At 51.4% G+C, this 17,874-nt stretch carries 20 protein-coding genes; 12 read left to right on the top strand and 8 right to left on the bottom strand.

The annotated features are described in order from the left end of the window. From SYN9616_RS15980 to SYN9616_RS0114630, 7 genes are all read left to right on the top strand, one after another. Positions 1–559, top strand: a 559-nt coding sequence (locus SYN9616_RS15980; protein ID WP_037991117.1) for a hypothetical protein, incomplete at its 5' end; no start/stop codon positions are given. Between the two features lie 132 nt (positions 560–691). Then, entirely contained in the window at positions 692–1,327 is a 636-nt protein-coding gene (locus SYN9616_RS0114660) for a hypothetical protein (protein ID WP_198015194.1), read from the top strand. A gap of 1,019 nt (positions 1,328–2,346) precedes the next feature. Beyond that, positions 2,347–2,811: a tetratricopeptide repeat protein gene (locus tag SYN9616_RS16770; protein ID WP_232200558.1), complete on the top strand. Its 465-nt coding sequence runs from the start codon at positions 2,347–2,349 to the stop codon at positions 2,809–2,811. Between the two features lie 137 nt (positions 2,812–2,948). Then, entirely contained in the window at positions 2,949–3,098 is a 150-nt protein-coding gene (locus tag SYN9616_RS15970) for a hypothetical protein (RefSeq protein WP_232200553.1), read from the top strand. Between the two features lie 217 nt (positions 3,099–3,315). Then, the gene (locus tag SYN9616_RS0114645; RefSeq protein WP_028953763.1) at positions 3,316–3,585 is read left to right on the top strand and encodes a hypothetical protein; all 270 of its coding nucleotides are present in this window, start codon (positions 3,316–3,318) and stop codon (positions 3,583–3,585) included. 270 nt (positions 3,586–3,855) lie between these two features. Continuing rightward, a complete protein-coding gene (locus SYN9616_RS0114635) occupies positions 3,856–4,170 on the top strand; it encodes a hypothetical protein (RefSeq protein ID WP_028953762.1) in 315 nt (104 codons plus the stop codon). 147 nt (positions 4,171–4,317) lie between these two features. Beyond that, a complete protein-coding gene (locus tag SYN9616_RS0114630) occupies positions 4,318–4,704 on the top strand; it encodes a hypothetical protein (RefSeq protein ID WP_028953761.1) in 387 nt (128 codons plus the stop codon). A 242-nt stretch (positions 4,705–4,946) separates the two neighbouring features. Here SYN9616_RS0114630 and SYN9616_RS0114625 read toward each other — a convergent pair whose 3' ends face one another. From SYN9616_RS0114625 to SYN9616_RS0114595, 7 genes are all read right to left on the bottom strand, one after another. Next, entirely contained in the window at positions 4,947–5,531 is a 585-nt protein-coding gene (locus SYN9616_RS0114625; RefSeq protein ID WP_156918851.1) for a hypothetical protein, read from the bottom strand. Positions 5,532–5,578: 47 nt separating this feature from the next. Continuing rightward, positions 5,579–5,803, bottom strand: coding sequence for a hypothetical protein (locus SYN9616_RS0114620; RefSeq protein ID WP_156918850.1), 225 nt, complete (start codon positions 5,801–5,803; stop codon positions 5,579–5,581). A gap of 230 nt (positions 5,804–6,033) precedes the next feature. Then, complete coding sequence (locus SYN9616_RS0114615; protein ID WP_156918848.1) at positions 6,034–6,282, bottom strand: hypothetical protein; 249 nt, start codon at positions 6,280–6,282, stop codon at positions 6,034–6,036. Positions 6,283–6,316: 34 nt separating this feature from the next. Then, positions 6,317–8,758, bottom strand: a complete 2,442-nt coding sequence (locus SYN9616_RS0114610; RefSeq protein ID WP_051411059.1) for an endonuclease MutS2 — start codon at positions 8,756–8,758, stop codon at positions 6,317–6,319. Continuing rightward, a complete protein-coding gene (locus SYN9616_RS0114605; RefSeq protein ID WP_028953756.1) occupies positions 8,721–9,101 on the bottom strand; it encodes a VOC family protein in 381 nt (126 codons plus the stop codon). The genes SYN9616_RS0114610 and SYN9616_RS0114605 overlap by 38 nt, the downstream gene beginning before the upstream one ends. Before the next feature lie 57 nt (positions 9,102–9,158). Then, positions 9,159–10,160 (bottom strand): porphobilinogen synthase, encoded by a 1,002-nt coding sequence (gene hemB / locus SYN9616_RS0114600; protein WP_028953755.1) that lies wholly within the window; start codon positions 10,158–10,160, stop codon positions 9,159–9,161. Between the two features lie 51 nt (positions 10,161–10,211). Continuing rightward, the gene (locus SYN9616_RS0114595; RefSeq protein WP_028953754.1) at positions 10,212–11,156 is read right to left on the bottom strand and encodes a DnaJ C-terminal domain-containing protein; all 945 of its coding nucleotides are present in this window, start codon (positions 11,154–11,156) and stop codon (positions 10,212–10,214) included. 131 nt (positions 11,157–11,287) lie between these two features. Here SYN9616_RS0114595 and SYN9616_RS0114590 point away from each other — a divergent pair, with 131 nt between their 5' ends. The 3 genes from SYN9616_RS0114590 (at position 11,288) to SYN9616_RS16210 (ending at position 14,271) form a co-directional block, all read left to right on the top strand. After that, positions 11,288–11,683, top strand: coding sequence for a vitamin K epoxide reductase (locus SYN9616_RS0114590; protein WP_028953753.1), 396 nt, complete (start codon positions 11,288–11,290; stop codon positions 11,681–11,683). 1 nt (position 11,684) lies between these two features. After that, on the top strand, positions 11,685–13,379 hold the full coding sequence (locus SYN9616_RS0114585; protein ID WP_028953752.1) for a SulP family inorganic anion transporter: 1,695 nt from the start codon (positions 11,685–11,687) through the stop codon (positions 13,377–13,379). Between the two features lie 94 nt (positions 13,380–13,473). After that, positions 13,474–14,271 carry a nuclear transport factor 2 family protein gene (locus SYN9616_RS16210; protein ID WP_051411058.1) on the top strand — a complete coding sequence of 266 codons (798 nt, stop codon included), beginning with the start codon at positions 13,474–13,476 and terminating at the stop codon, positions 14,269–14,271. A gap of 61 nt (positions 14,272–14,332) precedes the next feature. On the opposite strand, the gene SYN9616_RS0114575 is transcribed toward SYN9616_RS16210, so the two are convergent. After that, a complete protein-coding gene (locus SYN9616_RS0114575) occupies positions 14,333–15,232 on the bottom strand; it encodes an EthD domain-containing protein (RefSeq protein WP_037991597.1) in 900 nt (299 codons plus the stop codon). Between the two features lie 147 nt (positions 15,233–15,379). Between SYN9616_RS0114575 and SYN9616_RS0114565 the strand changes: the two genes are divergently transcribed. Both SYN9616_RS0114565 and SYN9616_RS0114560 read left to right on the top strand, forming a co-directional pair. Next, positions 15,380–16,990 carry a TolC family protein gene (locus SYN9616_RS0114565; RefSeq protein WP_084218370.1) on the top strand — a complete coding sequence of 537 codons (1,611 nt, stop codon included), beginning with the start codon at positions 15,380–15,382 and terminating at the stop codon, positions 16,988–16,990. 86 nt (positions 16,991–17,076) lie between these two features. Next, complete coding sequence (locus SYN9616_RS0114560; protein WP_084218369.1) at positions 17,077–17,847, top strand: VOC family protein; 771 nt, start codon at positions 17,077–17,079, stop codon at positions 17,845–17,847. The last annotated feature ends 27 nt before the right edge of the window (positions 17,848–17,874 follow it).

The raw sequence follows: 17,874 nt of genomic DNA, 5'->3' as shown, positions 1-17,874 counted from the left end.
TGTTGATGGCACTGACGGCGGCAGCTTTGCCATCGCCTCCAGCAAGAAGGAACTGAAGGCTCTAATGAAGAGCGAGGCGGATGTGGTCTACGACGAGAAGAAAGGCAAGCTGTATCTCAACGACAACGGCACGGCCAAGGGCTGGGGAAAGAAGAAGGTGGGTGGTTTGCTTGCCACGTTTAAAGGCAAACCAGAACTCTCAGCAGACCACTTTGAAGATCTCTCCGCTCATGAGGATGTAGTGACCAGTGGTGGTGGCGGAAGCAATGGTGGTGACATCAAGGAGCAGATCGCTTCTCTCCGCGAAGGCTTAAGTGAATCCGATGTAGCTGAGCTGTATGGCGAAACGTTGATTGACCCCAAGAAGGGTCTCAAGAGCATCACCAAAGCAGGCAAGAAAGAGGGCTACAAATTCGATAAGGCTGAACTCGGTGCTGCACTCGATGAAATGGACGATTCAGGTGCATTCAGTGATGTGGAGCTTGATGCTGCAGCCTTGGCATCGCTGATGGGTATGGGTGGTGCGCAGGAGCAGGATTCAGGAGGTTATGAATCTTGAACTGATGCACTGACCCCGCTCGCTTGGCGGGGTTTTTTATTTGCCTGTACAGGACTCACAGCTGCACAGTCGAGGCATTCAAACCCTGATATCGGGCTAAAAAGAGCAGCACTCTTTTAATTGCTGCACCCCATGCCTGACTTCAACGCCAAGAAGGTCAGCAAGGTCAAAGCCGTTGATCCTGATGCCAGCTACAGCGTTGAGGGCACCGAGAGCGGCAGCTTTGCCATCGCATCCAGCAAGAAAGAGCTGAAGCATCTGATGAAGTCTGATGCGGATGTGGTCTATGACGAGAAGAAAGGAAAGCTGTACCTCAACGAGAACGGCACTGCTAAAGGCTGGGGTGCCAAGAAGGTTGGTGGGCTGATCGCCAAGTTCAAAGGCAAGCCTGAATTGAGTGCTGAGCAGTTTGAGGGGATGGAGGCATTTGATGCTGTTACGGGAGACCATGATCATGAGCACGACCATGATCACGAGCACGGCGGTGACACCAAAGAGCAGATTGCTGCTTATCGAGAAACACTGAGCGATTCAGAGCAAGCTGACCTGCTGGTGGACTTCACACTGGAGCCCAAGAAAGCATTGAAGCGTGTGATCAAGGATGGCAAGAAAGAAGGTTATGTGTTTGACCGCGATGAACTAGCAGATGAGTTGGAAGAGATGGATAAAGGTGGAGCTTTTACTGATATTGAACTAGATGCAGCAGCGATGGAAGCACTGTTCTCCCAAGGTGGTGAACAGGAGCAGGATCGAGATGCTGGTTGCTGAATCAATGGCGGTGATTTAAGTGCACTCCACCCCGTCAGCAATCGCGGGGTTTTGTGTTGCCATGAACCAGTTCACTCTTCTGGGGGATAGGAAAGCCAGGATGAATCCCCTGCACGGGTGATGTGGTCTGAAGGCAGCACGGCGATGGTGAATGTGTCCGAGTTGTGGTGACAACTACTAAAAATGAGTAAGATTAAAGAATTGGATGACTGCACATGAATTATGTTCGCCCTTATGTGAATCAAATGTTGAAGAAACACCCCCTAGGCAAAGAATTCAGAATCATTAGAGAGTTAATCTTGCACCACCAGGAGGGTCGAAATGCAATTTTATGTTCTCTGAACAATGTTATTGATTACCAAGGTCCATACAAGGGCACGTACCAAGGTCCATATCGGAATTTCTACGTCAACAAGTTTTTTAGAATAATTTTTAGTTGCTTGGTGGGCCCCCCTCGTCATCGTAGAGTCTATCGATTAAGCATAGAAAGAGAAAGACGATGCGCGGAGGAAGTTACAAAGAGAGCTAAAATTCTCTTGAAATACCTAGACCAGAGCAAAGATTCCCAATGGATTGTCGCTTACATGCTTGAAGATCCACTGAAAAGAGTGACTGCACGCTACAATGATAATCAACAGGAAAGCCCTTACTATCAAGTAATCAATATGTTTGAAAATTACTTAAAGGATTGCCAGCCATAAATCCCCGAAAGGGCGACACAGTGCGGTTAGCTGGTAGTGTGATGTTGGCTGAATTTCGGCTGGCGTTATGTGATGACGACGGGGCGGGATTAGAGATTGATGGTGTTGTTCAGGAGATGATGAATGAAAGGGCGAGGTTAGTGATCAAGCGGCATTGCCCCATACGACTAACTATCTGAGACCAAGTGATGAAGGCTGAAAGTCATACAAAACCCACAAGGGAAAGACAGGTCAGTTTGATTGTTGCTTTCCATCTCCCGACAAAACCTCACACATACCACCCCGCTTGCTTCGAGGGGTTTTTATTGCCTGGAGCACTTGGTTACACCTAAGCTCACAGAGGAGCAGAAAATTCTTTCTATGTCACGCCGGACTATTGCCATTGCTGCAGCATTGTCCGTGCTTGCACTTGGATCTCCATTGATTACTGCAAATGCAAACCCATTAGCAAGGCAGTATTTTGATCAAGGACTAGAGAAATACGAGGCGGGCAATTATCAAGGAGCAATTGATGATTACACCAAGGCAATAGAGATTAATCCTCAGAATGCTATTGCCTATAACAATCGTGGTATTGCCAGGTTTAAACTAGGAGATTATCAAGGATCAAGCGCTGATTACACAAAGGCGATAGAGAATGATACTTCTCAGAGTGCTGCTTATTTGAATCGTGGTCTAAATAGAGAAAGGGCAGCTGATCTTGAGGGTGCATGTGATGATTGGAGAAAAGCAGTAGAACTTGGCAATCGACGCCCTGCTGAATGGGTGAAGAACCAGTGTTAGGGATTAGTCCTGTAATCACACGATGAGGTTTTCCACCTTCCTCAAGCAGTGGAATCCACCTCAATACAGGAAGTATGTAAGGGAGATTCCGTAAACCCAAAACAGCGGGGAACACTCAAGGCAGTCACGTCTGACCCATGCCTCAAGACACCCGCATTGCGTTGTTCCTGATGGGGGAGCTGGTTGCTGCTCTTCGCGCCAATGACCCTGACCTTTTCAAACGCTGGCTCTATGGGGGCATCGAAGACCTTGGAGAGCCTGCAGTGACTGAGCTGCTACTGGACTGACTTGACCCTTTCTTGACTGAAGACGAGAAGGACAGGCTGATTGCCTGGCACCTTGGGGTGAGCCTCTAGTCCCTTTGGGGGGTTCGTCAGGCGCAATGACTACCAGTTTGGGGGATTCGGATTCCATTGATTCCGGAGATGCTCCAGGAGGCAATGGCTCTTTTGGAAATAATGGATAAAATTATGCAATGAATAGACTTCACCTATATCCAGTAATATGAATTTCCAATTCTCCGGCACTTTCACTCACTGGTCATGGACTCGCTTCAAAAAAGGTGAATTTGTCGAAGATGAAAGCTATGAGTGGAGTGATGTAGAGCTTGACCGAGGGTTGGGTGTAAGAATACGCGAAACAAAATACTTCATCTTCTTCAGAGAGATTCGATATAAACAAAGAGAGCATAATTATTGGATTGAAAAGGCTGGTGGCTGGAGAATCAAAATACCTTTTTGCAAAACATATGAGGAGACAAAGATTGCTAACTAGATTCTGGTTGATTTGCCTTTGACGATATTTGCTGTTTGGATCTACTGGCAGTTTTTACCTCCCTCCTAAAGAAGTGATGCAATTTAAATGCATGTCGCTTAAGACATTAGTCATCATCTCATGCCGTTGATCATCTGAACGAACTTGTCACAGTTCCTGCAGCTAGAGCTGGGGTGGACATTGATAAAGCTTTGACCAACCATTAGTCTGATAATTATCTCTTTGAAGTCCTGATCTCTGAGCATGGTCACAATTGGTCCCTGAAGCCTATTGGCTGAAAGCAATACAAAACCCGCAAGGGAAAAGCAGGGGGCTTTTGTGATTGCCGCTATCGACCTCTCGACAAGAATTCAGTTTCTTCTCATCATCAAAGACATCAATTGCTTTAACTTAATCAATACTTTCTCCGTTAGCTTACGGCTAACCAATACTTCAGACGAGACAACGAATGTTGGTGATGCCTCGCTCTGTGGTTCTGTGGTTAAGCAATCAAGCAAACGATACGTAGCTGAAGTCTTCTATGTGCTCAGGCTTAACTCTAGTGACATCAAAACTCTCTATTCAGCTGTGACAATGTCCGACTAGAGCGACACAATTCCATTGTATGTCTGCCCAGCCGATCCTATAAACAAAGGCCCAGGCATTACGTCCGGGCCTTTTGTTTTGAATGTGAGAAATAACTTTGCCTGCTTCAGGAGCTTATGATATTGTTAGTAAAATTTCTTGATTCCTATGGCGAAAACAAAAAAGAGCGTATCAACAGCCACGTACGACGACGTTCTTATCAAGCCTAAACGCAAAGGGAAAGCCGATCTGGTGATCAATCATGAATATGCAGGTGAAATGGCGAAGATGCATAAGAAGAATTTCAAAAAATATGGAGATAGCATCATCAGTTATAAGCCTTCCTTTGAAGATGAATTTTGCTCGTTTAAAATTCAAAGGATCAAAAGTAGTTCCGATCAAATGGTCATCAAAGGCAAAAAGAGTAATTGTGGATCTATGCCTGATTGGGAAAGTTCGGCCACAGTTTCCTTTGCCTGGGGTTACGGTTCCTATAGCGAGGCAGAAAAGGCTGCAGAAGGATTATTAGATCTAGGAAGCCTAGTTGAGTTTTAAATAATCATCTCCATCCAGCACGTCTTCAAAGCAAGGCGTCGTGGATGCCTCAGTGGACGGATAGTCCTTCCTACTTAATCAATGCCTCCAGTGCTTTTTGCTTAGCCTCCATAGACACTGACCCATAGACACCAATGCTCGACTTAGGAGTATGTCCAAGGATTGCTCCAAAGACTCTCTCATTAACATCAGCATCTCTTAACGCCGTCGCGACGGCATCTCTAAGGCTTTAGGACTGATGTCTATGAAGTGATGCCAATGCATACCATTACCTCACTTTGAATACTTCTCGTCATACAGGCCAGGGAATATATGACCAGTGTCTTGCTTAGGTAACGCTCCCAACCCTTCTGTGTTGTCAATGCAGGCTGCTTAAGCCGTATTGCCTGACGTAGTAAATCCTCAGCACTTCTACCTTTGCCTGCCTGCCTCTGTACAAGCCTGTGAGCGTCCTCTGCTGAATGACGTGGATATAGCTCCTCTGGAGTCAGTTGCTCCGTAACGGTGACCTCCACCTCCTCTTCATCCACTTCTTTGAAGTCCCTGGTGGTGACAGTCAGAGGGTTGCTGGTTTGGTTGTTGTCTATGGCCTCTAACAGCTCTGGAGTCACCTCTCCACGGTGCTCAGCAATAAAGACGTCTGTCTTATGCAAAGCCTCTACAACGGCCTTGCGAGCCTCTATGAGCGTGTTCCCTGCCTTCCATCGCCATAGGCGTTTGCCAATGGATTTGACCAGATCAGCAGGAACCTTCCTCTGGAAGTAAAACCCTGACCTTCCCGGCAGCTTGACGAGATATGGCGTGGCAGTAGTCACAGCGGTAATCACACATTAGCCTGTCCACCACAGAATGCTTGGCATCTCTGGGATCAGGGCTAGTCCTTCTCGAACTGAACATCGGATCGTCCCGAAGAAGAGAATTGATAGCTCACCAGGGGGGACGATGATTCCGCCTGACTGCCAGTCTCCACCCAAGCGTTTCTGGAGTCGTCCGGAGTGCCCAAAAGACAGGACGCACCAAGCAGGGAAATGGCAGCGCCGGTGAGGGAATGGCTGAGATTCACGGAGAGCGCGTGGCGGTGAGGCCGGGCCTCGAACACACCAACCCTCCTGGCTTTTTGATCACTGCCTGGCCACACAGATCAAGACTGTCTGTGATGTTGCTCACTGATGAAGCACTCACGAAGCACCTACAAACGAGATGTTTTGTCGGGAGATGGATCGGCACAATCAAACCGCCCTGCCTTCCCCTGATGGGTTTTGTATGGCTTTCAGCCGCCTGCCCGTGCGACATCAGGCTTCCCGACATTCATGGTGCATTTGTGATGCGTTAACCCTGCACTGTGCGATCAATCACGGCCGTCGAGCTCGCTGGAATCAAAGCTGGCAACTGCGTTTCAATGGCCAGAAATGATCCTGCTGCCAAGAGCGAACCAGCGACGGCGCCAAGAAGGACTCCTCCGAATCCTTGAACAACATCGTGCATGAATCGAGTGGAGATTGAGAGGCTCTCGCCTCGGATATGCACACTCTCGCGTTCATCAATCGTCGCTGAATCCCCCATTTGGGGGGAATCCAATGAGAACCCGCTGAAGAGTTGATCAGTGGATCCTTTATGCCATCCAGATCACACTGCACCCAGGTCCACCATCACCTTGATCCGCATCCGTGACCCGCTCGACATAGGGCACCGTCTCCAGCCAGGCGCGAAGTCCCCGCTTCAGCTTGCCCGTGCCGATGCCATGGATCACCCAGACCGGGCCATCCGCTTGTCGGAGATGGTCCTCAACAGCCGCCTCGGCCTCATGAACCCGTAATCCACGAACATCAACCGTGTTGCGGGCCGTGCGGACCTGAGCACCGCCACTGCCACCGACACCGCGGCGACTTTGAATCTTCACCACAGGTTGAGGCGGAGGAGCAGGCTTGCGACCATCCAGGCTCTCAACTGCGTTCAGCTCCACCGTGCTGCGCATCACGCCACAACGCACAATCAGCTGCAAACCGTCGTCGGAGATCTCCAGAACATCGGCGGCTTTGCCAAGTGCCAGCAATCGGATGCGATCTCCCACCTGGGGACGCCAGCCCGGCTGCTGACGCCGCTCCGGTTCCGGTCGATGCCGATCCTTGAGTTTGCGCAGCTGTTGACCTGCCTTACGAGCTGTTTCGCCGTCGGCCTGTCCATCCCGTAGCCGACGGATCAGGGATCGCACTTCCTTCTGTCCTTCACGAATCGACTGCTCAAGCCGCAGACGACCTTTTTCCTGCCGCTCAACCGATTGCTGCTTCTGCTTCTGCCAGCGCTGCAGCAGTTCGTCGTGAAGAAGTTCGGTGCGCGCCAGCAGTGCCGCGGCATCCTCCGCAGCCGACTGCTGCCGCATCCTCTGCTCCTCCAAACCACGAATCACGCTGTTCACCTCACCGTCACCAGCGGGAGCCAACAGCTCTTGGGCCTGATTCAGCACCTGCTGATCGAGGCCCAGTCGGCTGGCAATCGCAAGCGCGTTACTTCGCCCAGGGATGCCCCACAGCAACTCATAGGTGGGCGACAAGGTTTCGACATCGAAGGCTACGGAGGCGTTTTCGAAGCGGCTGTCGCTGTATTTGAGCGCCTTCAGCTCACCGAAGTGGGTGGTCGCCACCGTGAGCCGAGCTCGATCCGCTAAAGCCTTGAGCAGGGCCGTGGCCAGGGCGGTCCCTTCACTGGGATCTGTCCCTGCACCGACCTCATCGAGGAGAACGAGAGCCGGTGCCGGTCCCTTCTGCAGGGCATCGAGAATGCGACCGATTCGCTTCACGTGGCCACTGAAGGTGGACAAGCTCTGCTGCAAGGACTGCTCATCACCGATGTCCGCCAGCACCTGCGCACACCAGGGCAGGGTGGGCTGACCGGAACAGGGCAGCAGCATTCCTGCACGGGCCATCAGGGCTGCCAGGCCGATGCTTTTCAAGGTGACGGTTTTGCCACCCGTGTTGGGGCCAGTGATCGCCACCACGCGCATGCTCTGGCTGACCTCGATTGAAATCGGCACAACCGACGGTCCTTCCGACCTCTTCTCCTGCCAAACCAGCAGCGGATGACGCAAATGATCGAGTCGGAACGGTGCCTCAGGCTGCTCATCCAGGATCGGCACGGCTGCACCGAGCCAACGGCCGTAACGACCTCGCGCGAGAGCCAGATCGAGACGTTGCAGCACCGCGCTCAGAACGCTGAGCGGCTCCTGGTATAGGGCGACCTCCTGACTCAGCTCCGTCAGCACACGCTGCTCTTCATCTCGGATGCGCCCCTCGAGATCCACCAGCCTGTTGCCGATGTTGAGCACGGAGCGCGGTTCGACAAACAGGGTGCTGCCGGAGGCCGAGCTGTCGTGAACCTGACCCGGAACCCGACCGACAGCGCCGGCCTTCACCGCCAGCACAGGCCGACCATGGCGTTGCGCAATCACCGTGTCCTGCAGAACCGGAGCCAGCTGCCGCATCAGCTCCTGCAGTTTGTCACGACGCTCCTGACGCCCCTCGTTCCATTGCCGGCGTAACCCGGCCAGATGGGCACTGGCTCGATCCGCTACACGACCTCCCTCCTCCAAGACGGACTTGAGGCGCTGTTCCAGCTCCGGCAGGGTCACCATCGTTCCAACCAGCGTTGTGCAGGCCGGACGCAAGTCAGGGTCCACAATCTGTCTGCGTAGACGCCTTGCCGTGGCGAGGGTCTCAGCCACAGAAAGCAGATCCTCTCCAGAGGCGACTCCTCCCTTGCTGCATCGCAGCACGACAGGACGCAGATCCCGCACCCCACGGAAACTGAGGCCTCCCTCCTGGAGTTCATCCAACGTCAGCAGTTCCACGGTTTCGGACAACGCCGTGCGACTGCTCGTCAGATCGTCGGGGAGGTGCAGTTTGCGCGCAGCATCTCGCCCCATCGTTGTGGCAGCGAAGGTCGACAGGTGCTCACAGAGCAGCGGCCATTCCAGGAGCTCAAGGGTTTCCCGCAGCGCCCGGTCCGGAATGACGGCGGGTTCAGCTGCAGTTGGAAGGGATGCCACCGGGAGGTTCATAAAGCATTTCCAACCAATTGCCGTCGGGATCCTTGAGATAGAAGGAGGCTGTTCCGTCGCGGTGATCGTGGACGGCACCCACGAACACACCTGCTGCCTTGAGGCGCGCGTGCACCACATCCACCTCGTCGCGATCGCGGAAATGGAAGGCGAAGTGTGGACCGGCAGCTTTGTATCCCGGCCCTAGCAGGGCGAGTCCATCGCGGCCCGGACCGGCTTCCAGGTAACACCAATCCTCCGCTTCCCAGACCAGGCGCATCCCCAGGCCGGTGTAGAACTCCACCGCGCGGGAAACGTCCTCGACGCGAATGGCGACGTGGCCTAAACGATCAACCGTTGCCATCGAGCATGAGGAGATGCGAATCGGTCTCCATTCTGGGGATCTGCGATGCGAAATCGCTCAGCCGCCGCGCAGCCATGTAGCTGCATCACAGGCGTGATACGTGAGGATCAGATCTGCACCAGCGCGCTTGAAACTCAGCAAGGTTTCAAGAACCACAGCCCGCTCATCAATCCAGCCCCGCTCGGCAGCCGCCTTCACCATTGAGTACTCACCACTCACGTTGTAGGCAGCGATTGGGAGCTCCGATTCCTGCCGCAGTCGGTGAATGATGTCGAGATACGCCAGACCTGGCTTCACCATCATGATGTCGGCGCCCTCCTGCTCATCGAGCTGGGCTTCGGTGATGGCTTCACGGGCATTGGCCGGATCCATCTGATAGGTGTCCTTGTTCTTCGGGATTGGCTTGCTGCCAGCAACTCGTGGGGCTGAATCCAAGGCCTCACGGAACGGTCCGTAATAAGCGGAGGAGTACTTGGCGGTGTAACTGATAATCCCCACATGCTCGAAACCCTCGTCGTCCAGGGCTTCCCGTAAGGCACCCACCCGACCGTCCATCATGTCGCTCGGCCCGATCAGGTCGGCACCTGCTCCGGCCTGAACAACGGCCTGTTTGCAGAGTTGATCGATCGTTTCATCGTTGAGAACAACCCCCTGTTCACTCACGATTCCATCGTGGCCATCGCAGGAGTAAGGATCCAAAGCCACATCCGTCATGATCGCCATCTCCGGAAGCTGGCTCTTGAGTTGCCGAATGGCACGGGGAATCAAACCGTTTTCGTTGAAGCATTCGGCACCGTCTTCCGTCTTGAGGCCCTCTGCCACCTTCGGGAACAGCACCACGCAACGCACACCCAGATCCCAGGCGCGCTGAACCTCTCCGGTGAGCGCCGCAAGACTCCAACGGTTGGCGCCGGGCATGGCACCAATGGGCTCCACTTCAGCTCCCTCATGCACAAACAAGGGGTAGATGAAGTCGGCAGCCGAAAGACTGGTTTCGCGCACCATGGCCCTTAGGGCAGGGGTGCGGCGCAGGCGGCGGGGGCGGTAAGTGAGTTCCATCAGTCCCGAGAACCAGCCGTCGATCGTAGATCTGGCCCCATGGGCCTCAATTCAGAGTGCGGCGGACCGCATCCACGCCTGACGGGGGTCCTGGGAACGGCTCTGACGCAGCTGGTCCAGTAGCTGCTGTTCAGCTGCCGACCAACTCTTGGGGAATTCGAGAGTGAGCGTGAGCAGCAGGTCACCACGCCCGCCACGACCAGGCCAGCCCTTCCCTTTCAGACGGAGACTGCGGCCAGGCGCTGTTCCGGCAGGGACATTCACCTGGGCCTCACCATCAGGCGTCATCACGCTGACGGTGCCACCCAGCGCCAGCTCATCGACACTCACCGGTAGATCGGCCCGCAGCTGATCGCCATCGAGTCGCCACACAGGATGGGCCTGAACGTTGAGATTGAGATAGAGGTCGCCGCGACGGCCGGTCCCTGGCTGAAGGTTCCCCTTCTCCTTGAGGCGAAGTTTTGAACCATTGCGAACTCCCGCTGGAATTCGAACCTGCACCCGTTCGTCATTCACAGACAAGGTGCGTTCTGTACCGCGGAAGGCTTCGGAGAAACTCACACTCACCGTGGCTTCTGCATCGAGATTCACTGGCGCACGAGTCGCCTGTGCACCGCGTGGGAAGCCCCCTCCCTGGAAGCCAGAAGCGGCGCCTGGGCCTCCGAAGCGCCCCAGTAGATCATTGATGAAATCGTCGAAATTGCCGTAACGCCCGAAGTCAACGTCCATTCCGGGAACACCACCACCGCCCATGCCACCGGCCTGATTCCAGTACTGGCCGAACTGTTCATATTTACGGCGCTTCTCCGGATCGGAAAGCACCTCATAAGCCTCACTCACTTCCTTGAACTTGGCCTCGGCAGCCTGATCACCAGGATTCACATCGGGGTGATACTGCCTTGCCAGCTTTCGGAAAGCGCGCTTGATCGCTCCTGCATCGGCGCTGCGATCAACGCCGAGAACCTGGAAATAGTCCTTGTATCCGCTGCCGGCCATGGCCTCCGTTCAACCACTCGGCGTTCGTCTTGCAGTGTCCCAGTCCATTGCTCACCCGTGTGGATTCGCCATGGAGGGAAGCCCGAACGTGAATCTCCCACCTAGTTTCGGTCCATAACGCAAGAGGCGGCATGAAGCCGATCGGTCCAGCAGTCCTGCTCATCGGCCTCAGCCTGGGCAGCGCAATGTCCGTTTCCGCTGGCTGGAAGGGAACGATCGGTGAGCCCCTGCGCGAGTCGAACAGCGAGGCGATTGCGTTAGCGGACCATTTACGCAGCATCGGCGCGAGGTTTTACGGGTCCTGGACCTGCCCCGCATGTTTCCGACAAATGAATCTGTTTGGGAAGCAGGCCGGTGCCGACGTCCCCTACGTCGAATGCCGCAAGCCCAAGCAGCTGCCCAAACAAGCTGCTGAATGCACAACGGCAAACATTCGTGCCTACCCCACCTGGGTGATGCCGGATGGATCACGTCGGGAAGGAATCCAATCCTTGGCGGACCTCGCCAGTTGGAGCGGCATGCGTTGAGATGCCGCTGATCCACGGCCTTCACAGACGCAATCTTCGTGGCGACTTGCTGGGGGGCATCACAGCAGCTGTGGTGGCCTTGCCGCTCGCCCTTGCATTCGGCAACGCAGCCCTTGGACCAGGTGGAGCCATCTATGGCTTGTACGGCGCCATCGTTGCCGGATTTCTGGCGGCTTTGTTCGGAGGAACCCCCGCCCAGGTGAGCGGCCCTACTGGCCCAATGAGTGTCACCGTTGCTGGGGTCGTCTCCAGTCTGGCTGCCGTTGGGGTATCAACAGACCTGAATGCAGGTGAACTGCTGCCGTTGGTGATGGCAGCCGTTGTCTTGGGTGGACTGTTTGAAGCGCTTCTTGGGGTTTTGAGGCTGGGCCGTTACATCACCCTTGTGCCGTATTCGGTTGTGTCGGGATTCATGTCTGGCATCGGCTTCATCATTCTCGTCCTACAGATCGGACCATTTCTTGGCATCAGTACCCGAGGAGGAGTGCTGTCGTCTCTGGACGGTTTGATCGCAGGGTTTCAACCCAACCCGGCCGCCATAGCTGTGGGCTTGATGACCTTGGCCGTGGTTTTTTTAACTCCGGCTCGCATCAGACAGTGGGTGCCATCACCGCTGCTGGCGTTGTTGCTGGTAACCCCTCTTTCGTTGGTGCTGTTCAACGATGAACGTCTGCAATCGATGGGTCTAGAAGCCATCACCAGGATTGGGGACATACCCGAAGCAGGGCTACGCATTCAAGTTCCAAACTTCACCCAATACCTTCCTGAACTGCTTCGCGCCGGAGTGGTGTTGGCCCTACTTGGAGCCATCGACTCCCTGCTCACATCCCTCGTAGCCGACAACATCACACAAACCCGCCATAACTCCAACCGCGAACTGATTGGCCAGGGACTGGCCAATGCTGCAGCGGGATTTTTTACAGGACTGCCCGGCGCGGGAGCCACGATGCGCACTGTTATCAACATCAATTCAGGGGGGCAAACACCCATTTCAGGGATGACCCATTCACTCGCGCTACTGGTTGTACTGCTGGGCGCAGGACCGCTAGCCAGCAAGATTCCGACGGCATTACTGGCTGGAATATTGATCAAAGTAGGGCTCGACATTATCGATTGGGGATTCCTGTTTCGCGCTCACCGATTATCTGGAAAAACAGCATTCCTGATGTACAGCGTGTTGTTAATGACTGTATTTTGGGACTTGATTTGGGGCGTTTTGATTGGCATGTTCATTGCCAACCTCCTCACAGTTGATTCCATCACTCAAGTTCAGCTTGAAAACATCGAAGCCGACAATCCCTTGGATCACGACAGACCAAATCAGCATACAAGTGATCTCAACGAGGAAGAACAAGATCAGTTCGATCAATGCCATGGCGGCGTGATGCTGTTTAGCCTAAGAGGCCCCCTCAGCTTCGGAGCAGCTAAGGGAATTTCAGACAGAATGGGATTAGTCGAAAACTATAAAGTGTTGATTTTAGACATCAGCAATGTCCCACATTTAGGTGTAACAGCAACACTCGCAATCGAGAGAATGGTACAAGAAGCCAAAACCAATGATCGCCAAGCCTATGTTACGGGTGCAACTGGAAAAGTAGAAAAAAGACTAAAACAATTCGGCGTGGGCAACCTTCTACCAAATCGCCTTGAAGCACTCCATCAGGCCAATCTTTTGATCAACAACGGCCAAGAGTAACGGCGCATAATTCGGAGATTTTTCAATAATAATCTCATGATGTGATTTTGCATCATCATGGCTAGCATTTAGAAGAAAGCAAACTCAAAGCCTCATGTCCAAAAACCTGGAGCAAGCCAAGCGACTGTTTGCAGCAGGGGAAACGATGCAGATAGAACGCTTTGCAGAACACTTTTCTGATGAATGCCTCTATAAATTCGCAAATAATTCAGCTGCACATTCACCCCAGGAAATAATCAACGGCTCTGAAGAGTTCCTGCAACGCGTAACATCTGTAGAGCACAACATCGTCAACCATCATGAATCGGGAGGGCGCCTATACCTTCAGATGGAAATCAGCTATACATGCGCCAATGGAGCACAACACACGCTGCCATGCTGCGACGCACTGGAGTTTGACGAAAAAGGCAAAGTAAAAGAGCTCAGAATCTTTATGGACATCAGCCCCGTTTACAACGAGCCACTACCATCACACAAACAAGAAAATACAGAAATAAGTCTAGGGCACGAAGACATCAAAAAAAAGGTTTCCGAAATGTATGCCGCGCTCAAAAAAGAAGACTGGAAACTGTTTGAAAGCTTTTTTCACGAAGACGTGGTGTACAAAGTAGGCGCGAATGATCCGGTCGTCGGCCCAGACAAAATATCAAGAACGCTTCAGTATATCTACAAAATACTAAAATTAACGACTCACAATCAACGCGGCCTTTGGAAGGCCGACGATGATACCGTAATCATCGAAATGGATGCTAATTACGTCAACAAATTGACTGAAAAATTCGTGCAGGTTCCGTGTACAGATATCTACCGATTTGAAAACGGAAAAATTGTTGAATGGCGAGTTTATCCCGATGCATCACAAACAGGTTTTACCAGCTGGTTTAACAAATAAGAAGCTGCTGGTGCAAAAGCACTCAGCAGCAAGAGCCAGACTGAAAACAATCAAATGAAAACTAACTTTCAAGCTTATTCGTCAGCATTAAGGAACCGATATCCTCACGGATTTGATTAAGTGCTCCAAGATCGTTGACCAACTGAGCAACAGAAGATCCACGTTGACCTGCGAGGGTCATTTGATGGTCGCGCACAAACGTGGCAGCAAATCGCTCAGCGCAGGGCTTAATCATATCGATCATCAGTGCACCATCCGTGAGAGCCTGAGTGAATTCCCTGGAAGCAAAGAAGCTTTCACGATCCAAACCATTAGCAAAAGAAATCTCGAAAGCGGCATGATATTCCTTACCGTCTTTCTCAACATGCTCGACGCCTTGAGCATCAGGACGAGACAGATCAATTGCGTCAAACAAGTGATATCGCAATTGAACTACTTCAGAACGCTTTGTAATTGCGTGCATCAAGACATCCTTCATATAATCTCTGAAATCCTCAACAGAAACAGCATCCTCCTTACGAATGAGAACGTGATAACGCATTTCAGACAAGGGCCCATTTGGATAAGGCTCAGATAATCGACTGGAAACAGTTCGCGTGTTCCCCATAGATGTTGTGTAGCCAATGGCTTTACTGAAAATATTGTGCTCATCATCCATCAAAATGGCTGAAGCCGTAAACCATGTAGCCCGATCCTCAACAGACGAAAAGGTTAACTCCGCAATCCCTAGAAATTGATCAGCGGGATCGGTGTTGATTCTGATGTTCTTTATTTCTGGAAAAATTCCTCCATCATAAGCAGACAAATGATATTGCCAATACTCCATCTGCCCTGGCAGACGTGCACACACAGGACCATGGACATCACGCCAATAATTATCAAACTGCTCTATAGAAATACCATTGCGGATCCAGAGGGGGACGTAGAAAACCACCTCTTCGCGTGCGTCTGCAAATGCCATGGTCGTGAAGTAACACACGACCATGATAATTCGGGTTTAAAAACATGAGCAATTGACAGGCACAACAATAAGTGCGATTCATGACAAAAGTGCTGCGATTTAATTAAAACTCTCTAGATTTTATAAATTATTGAGGTCCCAACTGCAATGAAACGTTTAATTGCGTTCATTTCAACTGCGCAGCTTTTAGGACTAGTCGCCATTCCCCAGAGTTTTGCCAACCCAACTCCAACAGACTCATTCTCCCAAACTTCGTCTGGACCTGTAGATCAAACTTCATTTGATTCATTAGATTATGGAAATGACACATTTCAGGAAACAAGTGAGGAACTTGCAGCGATCAGACGTGACTTCGATGGTCGCTCACAAGCCTATACCTTGGATGAAGCCATCGCCTATGCAATCGCCAATAACCCCACAATTCAGGCCGCTTATCGCTCGGTTCAGTCAAAACAATGGAGTGCCATCAGTGATAAGCGTTTATGGTGGCCCACTGCATCAGGCGCAGGCCCGTATGGAGACGTCAACATTGTTCCAACTTGGCCGACGATCGGCCAACGGTACACATCCACACAAGGACGTGCATATACGACAGTTGAATCAACAGATGGCAAAACATACTTAGAAAAAACAAACTCGAATTCATACACAATTATCGATACTTTTGTCCCTGCAGTGCATGGCCGTTGGACATTTTTTGATATGCCACGAGGAGCTGTCATCAAAAGCTCAACAGAGGCGGCGAAAGCCGAAGAATTACTATTTAACATGACCGTACGAGACACGGTCCTTGCAGTTCAGGAAGGTTATTTTGCCCTCTACAGTGAAATCAAGTTTCTAAATGGATTAGAACTTGATTATCGTGAAAACGTTGACCAACTTTCCCAAGCGGAAGCAAAATATAGTGCGGCACCAACGTTGATCAACCTAAATGCTGTTCAACAATCGAAAGCAACTTTATACGCTCAGCTAGAACAACTCATCGACATGCACGTTAAACTGATTCAAGAAGGAGCAAATATGGCAAGGGCCATGGGACTTCCGATTGGAACATTAATCAAACCATCTGATGATTTTCAGATGCGACCTCTTGGTAGCTGGAACATGGAATTGATGCCAACAATTGAACATGCCCTTGCTCATCGAGAAGAAATTCTGAGTGCTCAAACACTAGCTAAATCTCAAAGTTATCTGGCAACATCATACAGTTACTCTTACCTCCCAAAACTATCACTCTATGGCTACTTTGATTACAATGCTCAGAACGGCATCTACGGTGCATCGGATGCCAAAAAGAATAATAAGACCTGGAGCTGGGGCCCCAGTGCAAACATTGGATTGATCTTTAGTTGGAATTTTGACGGAACAGTTAATGATGCAAAGTCACGCAGTGCCAAGTATGCGTCTAAACAGTCACTCGCAAAAGCACAGGCATCGAGAGATATGGTTGCCACTCAAACAGCGACGGCTTTCGCTGAATATACAACCGCCAAAATGAGCTTAAACACTTCAAAGGCAGCACTTACGAACGCAAAGAGGGCAAGAGATACCAGTAAAATACTGTACCAACAAAACCTGATCGACGCTACAGCATTCACGGCAGCTGCTAATGCTGTTTCGATAGCATCAGAGTCTTATACCAAGTCAATATTTACGTACAACAACTCACTCGCAAAACTTTATCGCTACACATCAATCTGGCCTGTTGGTGTTTCAAAGATGCTAGATGAAGCTGTCAAAATCCTTAAAGAAGGCTAATCGAATCAAACTTCGCAATTATGTATTGATTCACTGACATGCCGGTTGGGTCGTGGTGAGTTCCTAATGTTTTAGCCAGATTGGGGATGGTAAAAAGCGGTTCAAACACCATGGAGCTTTACTCTCCGGACACCACTGAAACTCCTTCAGCATTAGGGCACATGCTGCAGGGAATTCAGCACTTTGGGATGACGACTCCCGACTTGAAAAAGTCACTTACCTTTTACATCGATATTCTTGGGGGTCGTCTCGCTGTAGGTGGAGATGGTTTCTACGGTTCAGAAATGCATAATCTCCTCTTCCAGTTGGATGAAATGAACAGCAAAGAGGGAGAACACTCGCCTGAATACTACGGAGTTCCTGATCTCCGCAGCGGTAAAGATAATCTCGACGTTCGTTTCATTCAATTCGGCAACACCAATCTGGAGCTACTTCATTTCCGCGGCGCAGAAGCGGAAGGTGGTCCATATGCACCCAACATCTTTAAGTCAATTACTTCATGTGTTGGTTTTGGCAATGTTCCACACTTGTCATTTCACGTTAAATCAGACGTCGATATGACAGAATTCGCGAATAAGTTGGTTGAAGAATCTCATAAAAAAGGTTTAACCGAAGTTGCAATCAACCGCAAAATTGATGTTGAATCACGTGAAGACCTCGATAAGGCTCCGACAAGCTACGCGATGACTGAATTCCCCGGATCTTTTGAAGGCTGGGCGTTGATCTATGCCAAAGGACCTAATGGCGAACAACTGGAGTTCAACCAGGTGCGATCTGTCTGTCGCGAAAACTTTATCAAGGCCATGGAGCAGTACAACAAGCTCAACAAAACCTCCCATACCTGGCCAGCAGGCTGAGAACAACAGGAGTCAGTCAATATCAAA

This window comes from Synechococcus sp. CC9616, from assembly GCF_000515235.1.
Classification (GTDB): domain Bacteria; phylum Cyanobacteriota; class Cyanobacteriia; order PCC-6307; family Cyanobiaceae; genus Parasynechococcus.
This window is presented reverse-complemented; position numbering and strand designations above follow the sequence as displayed.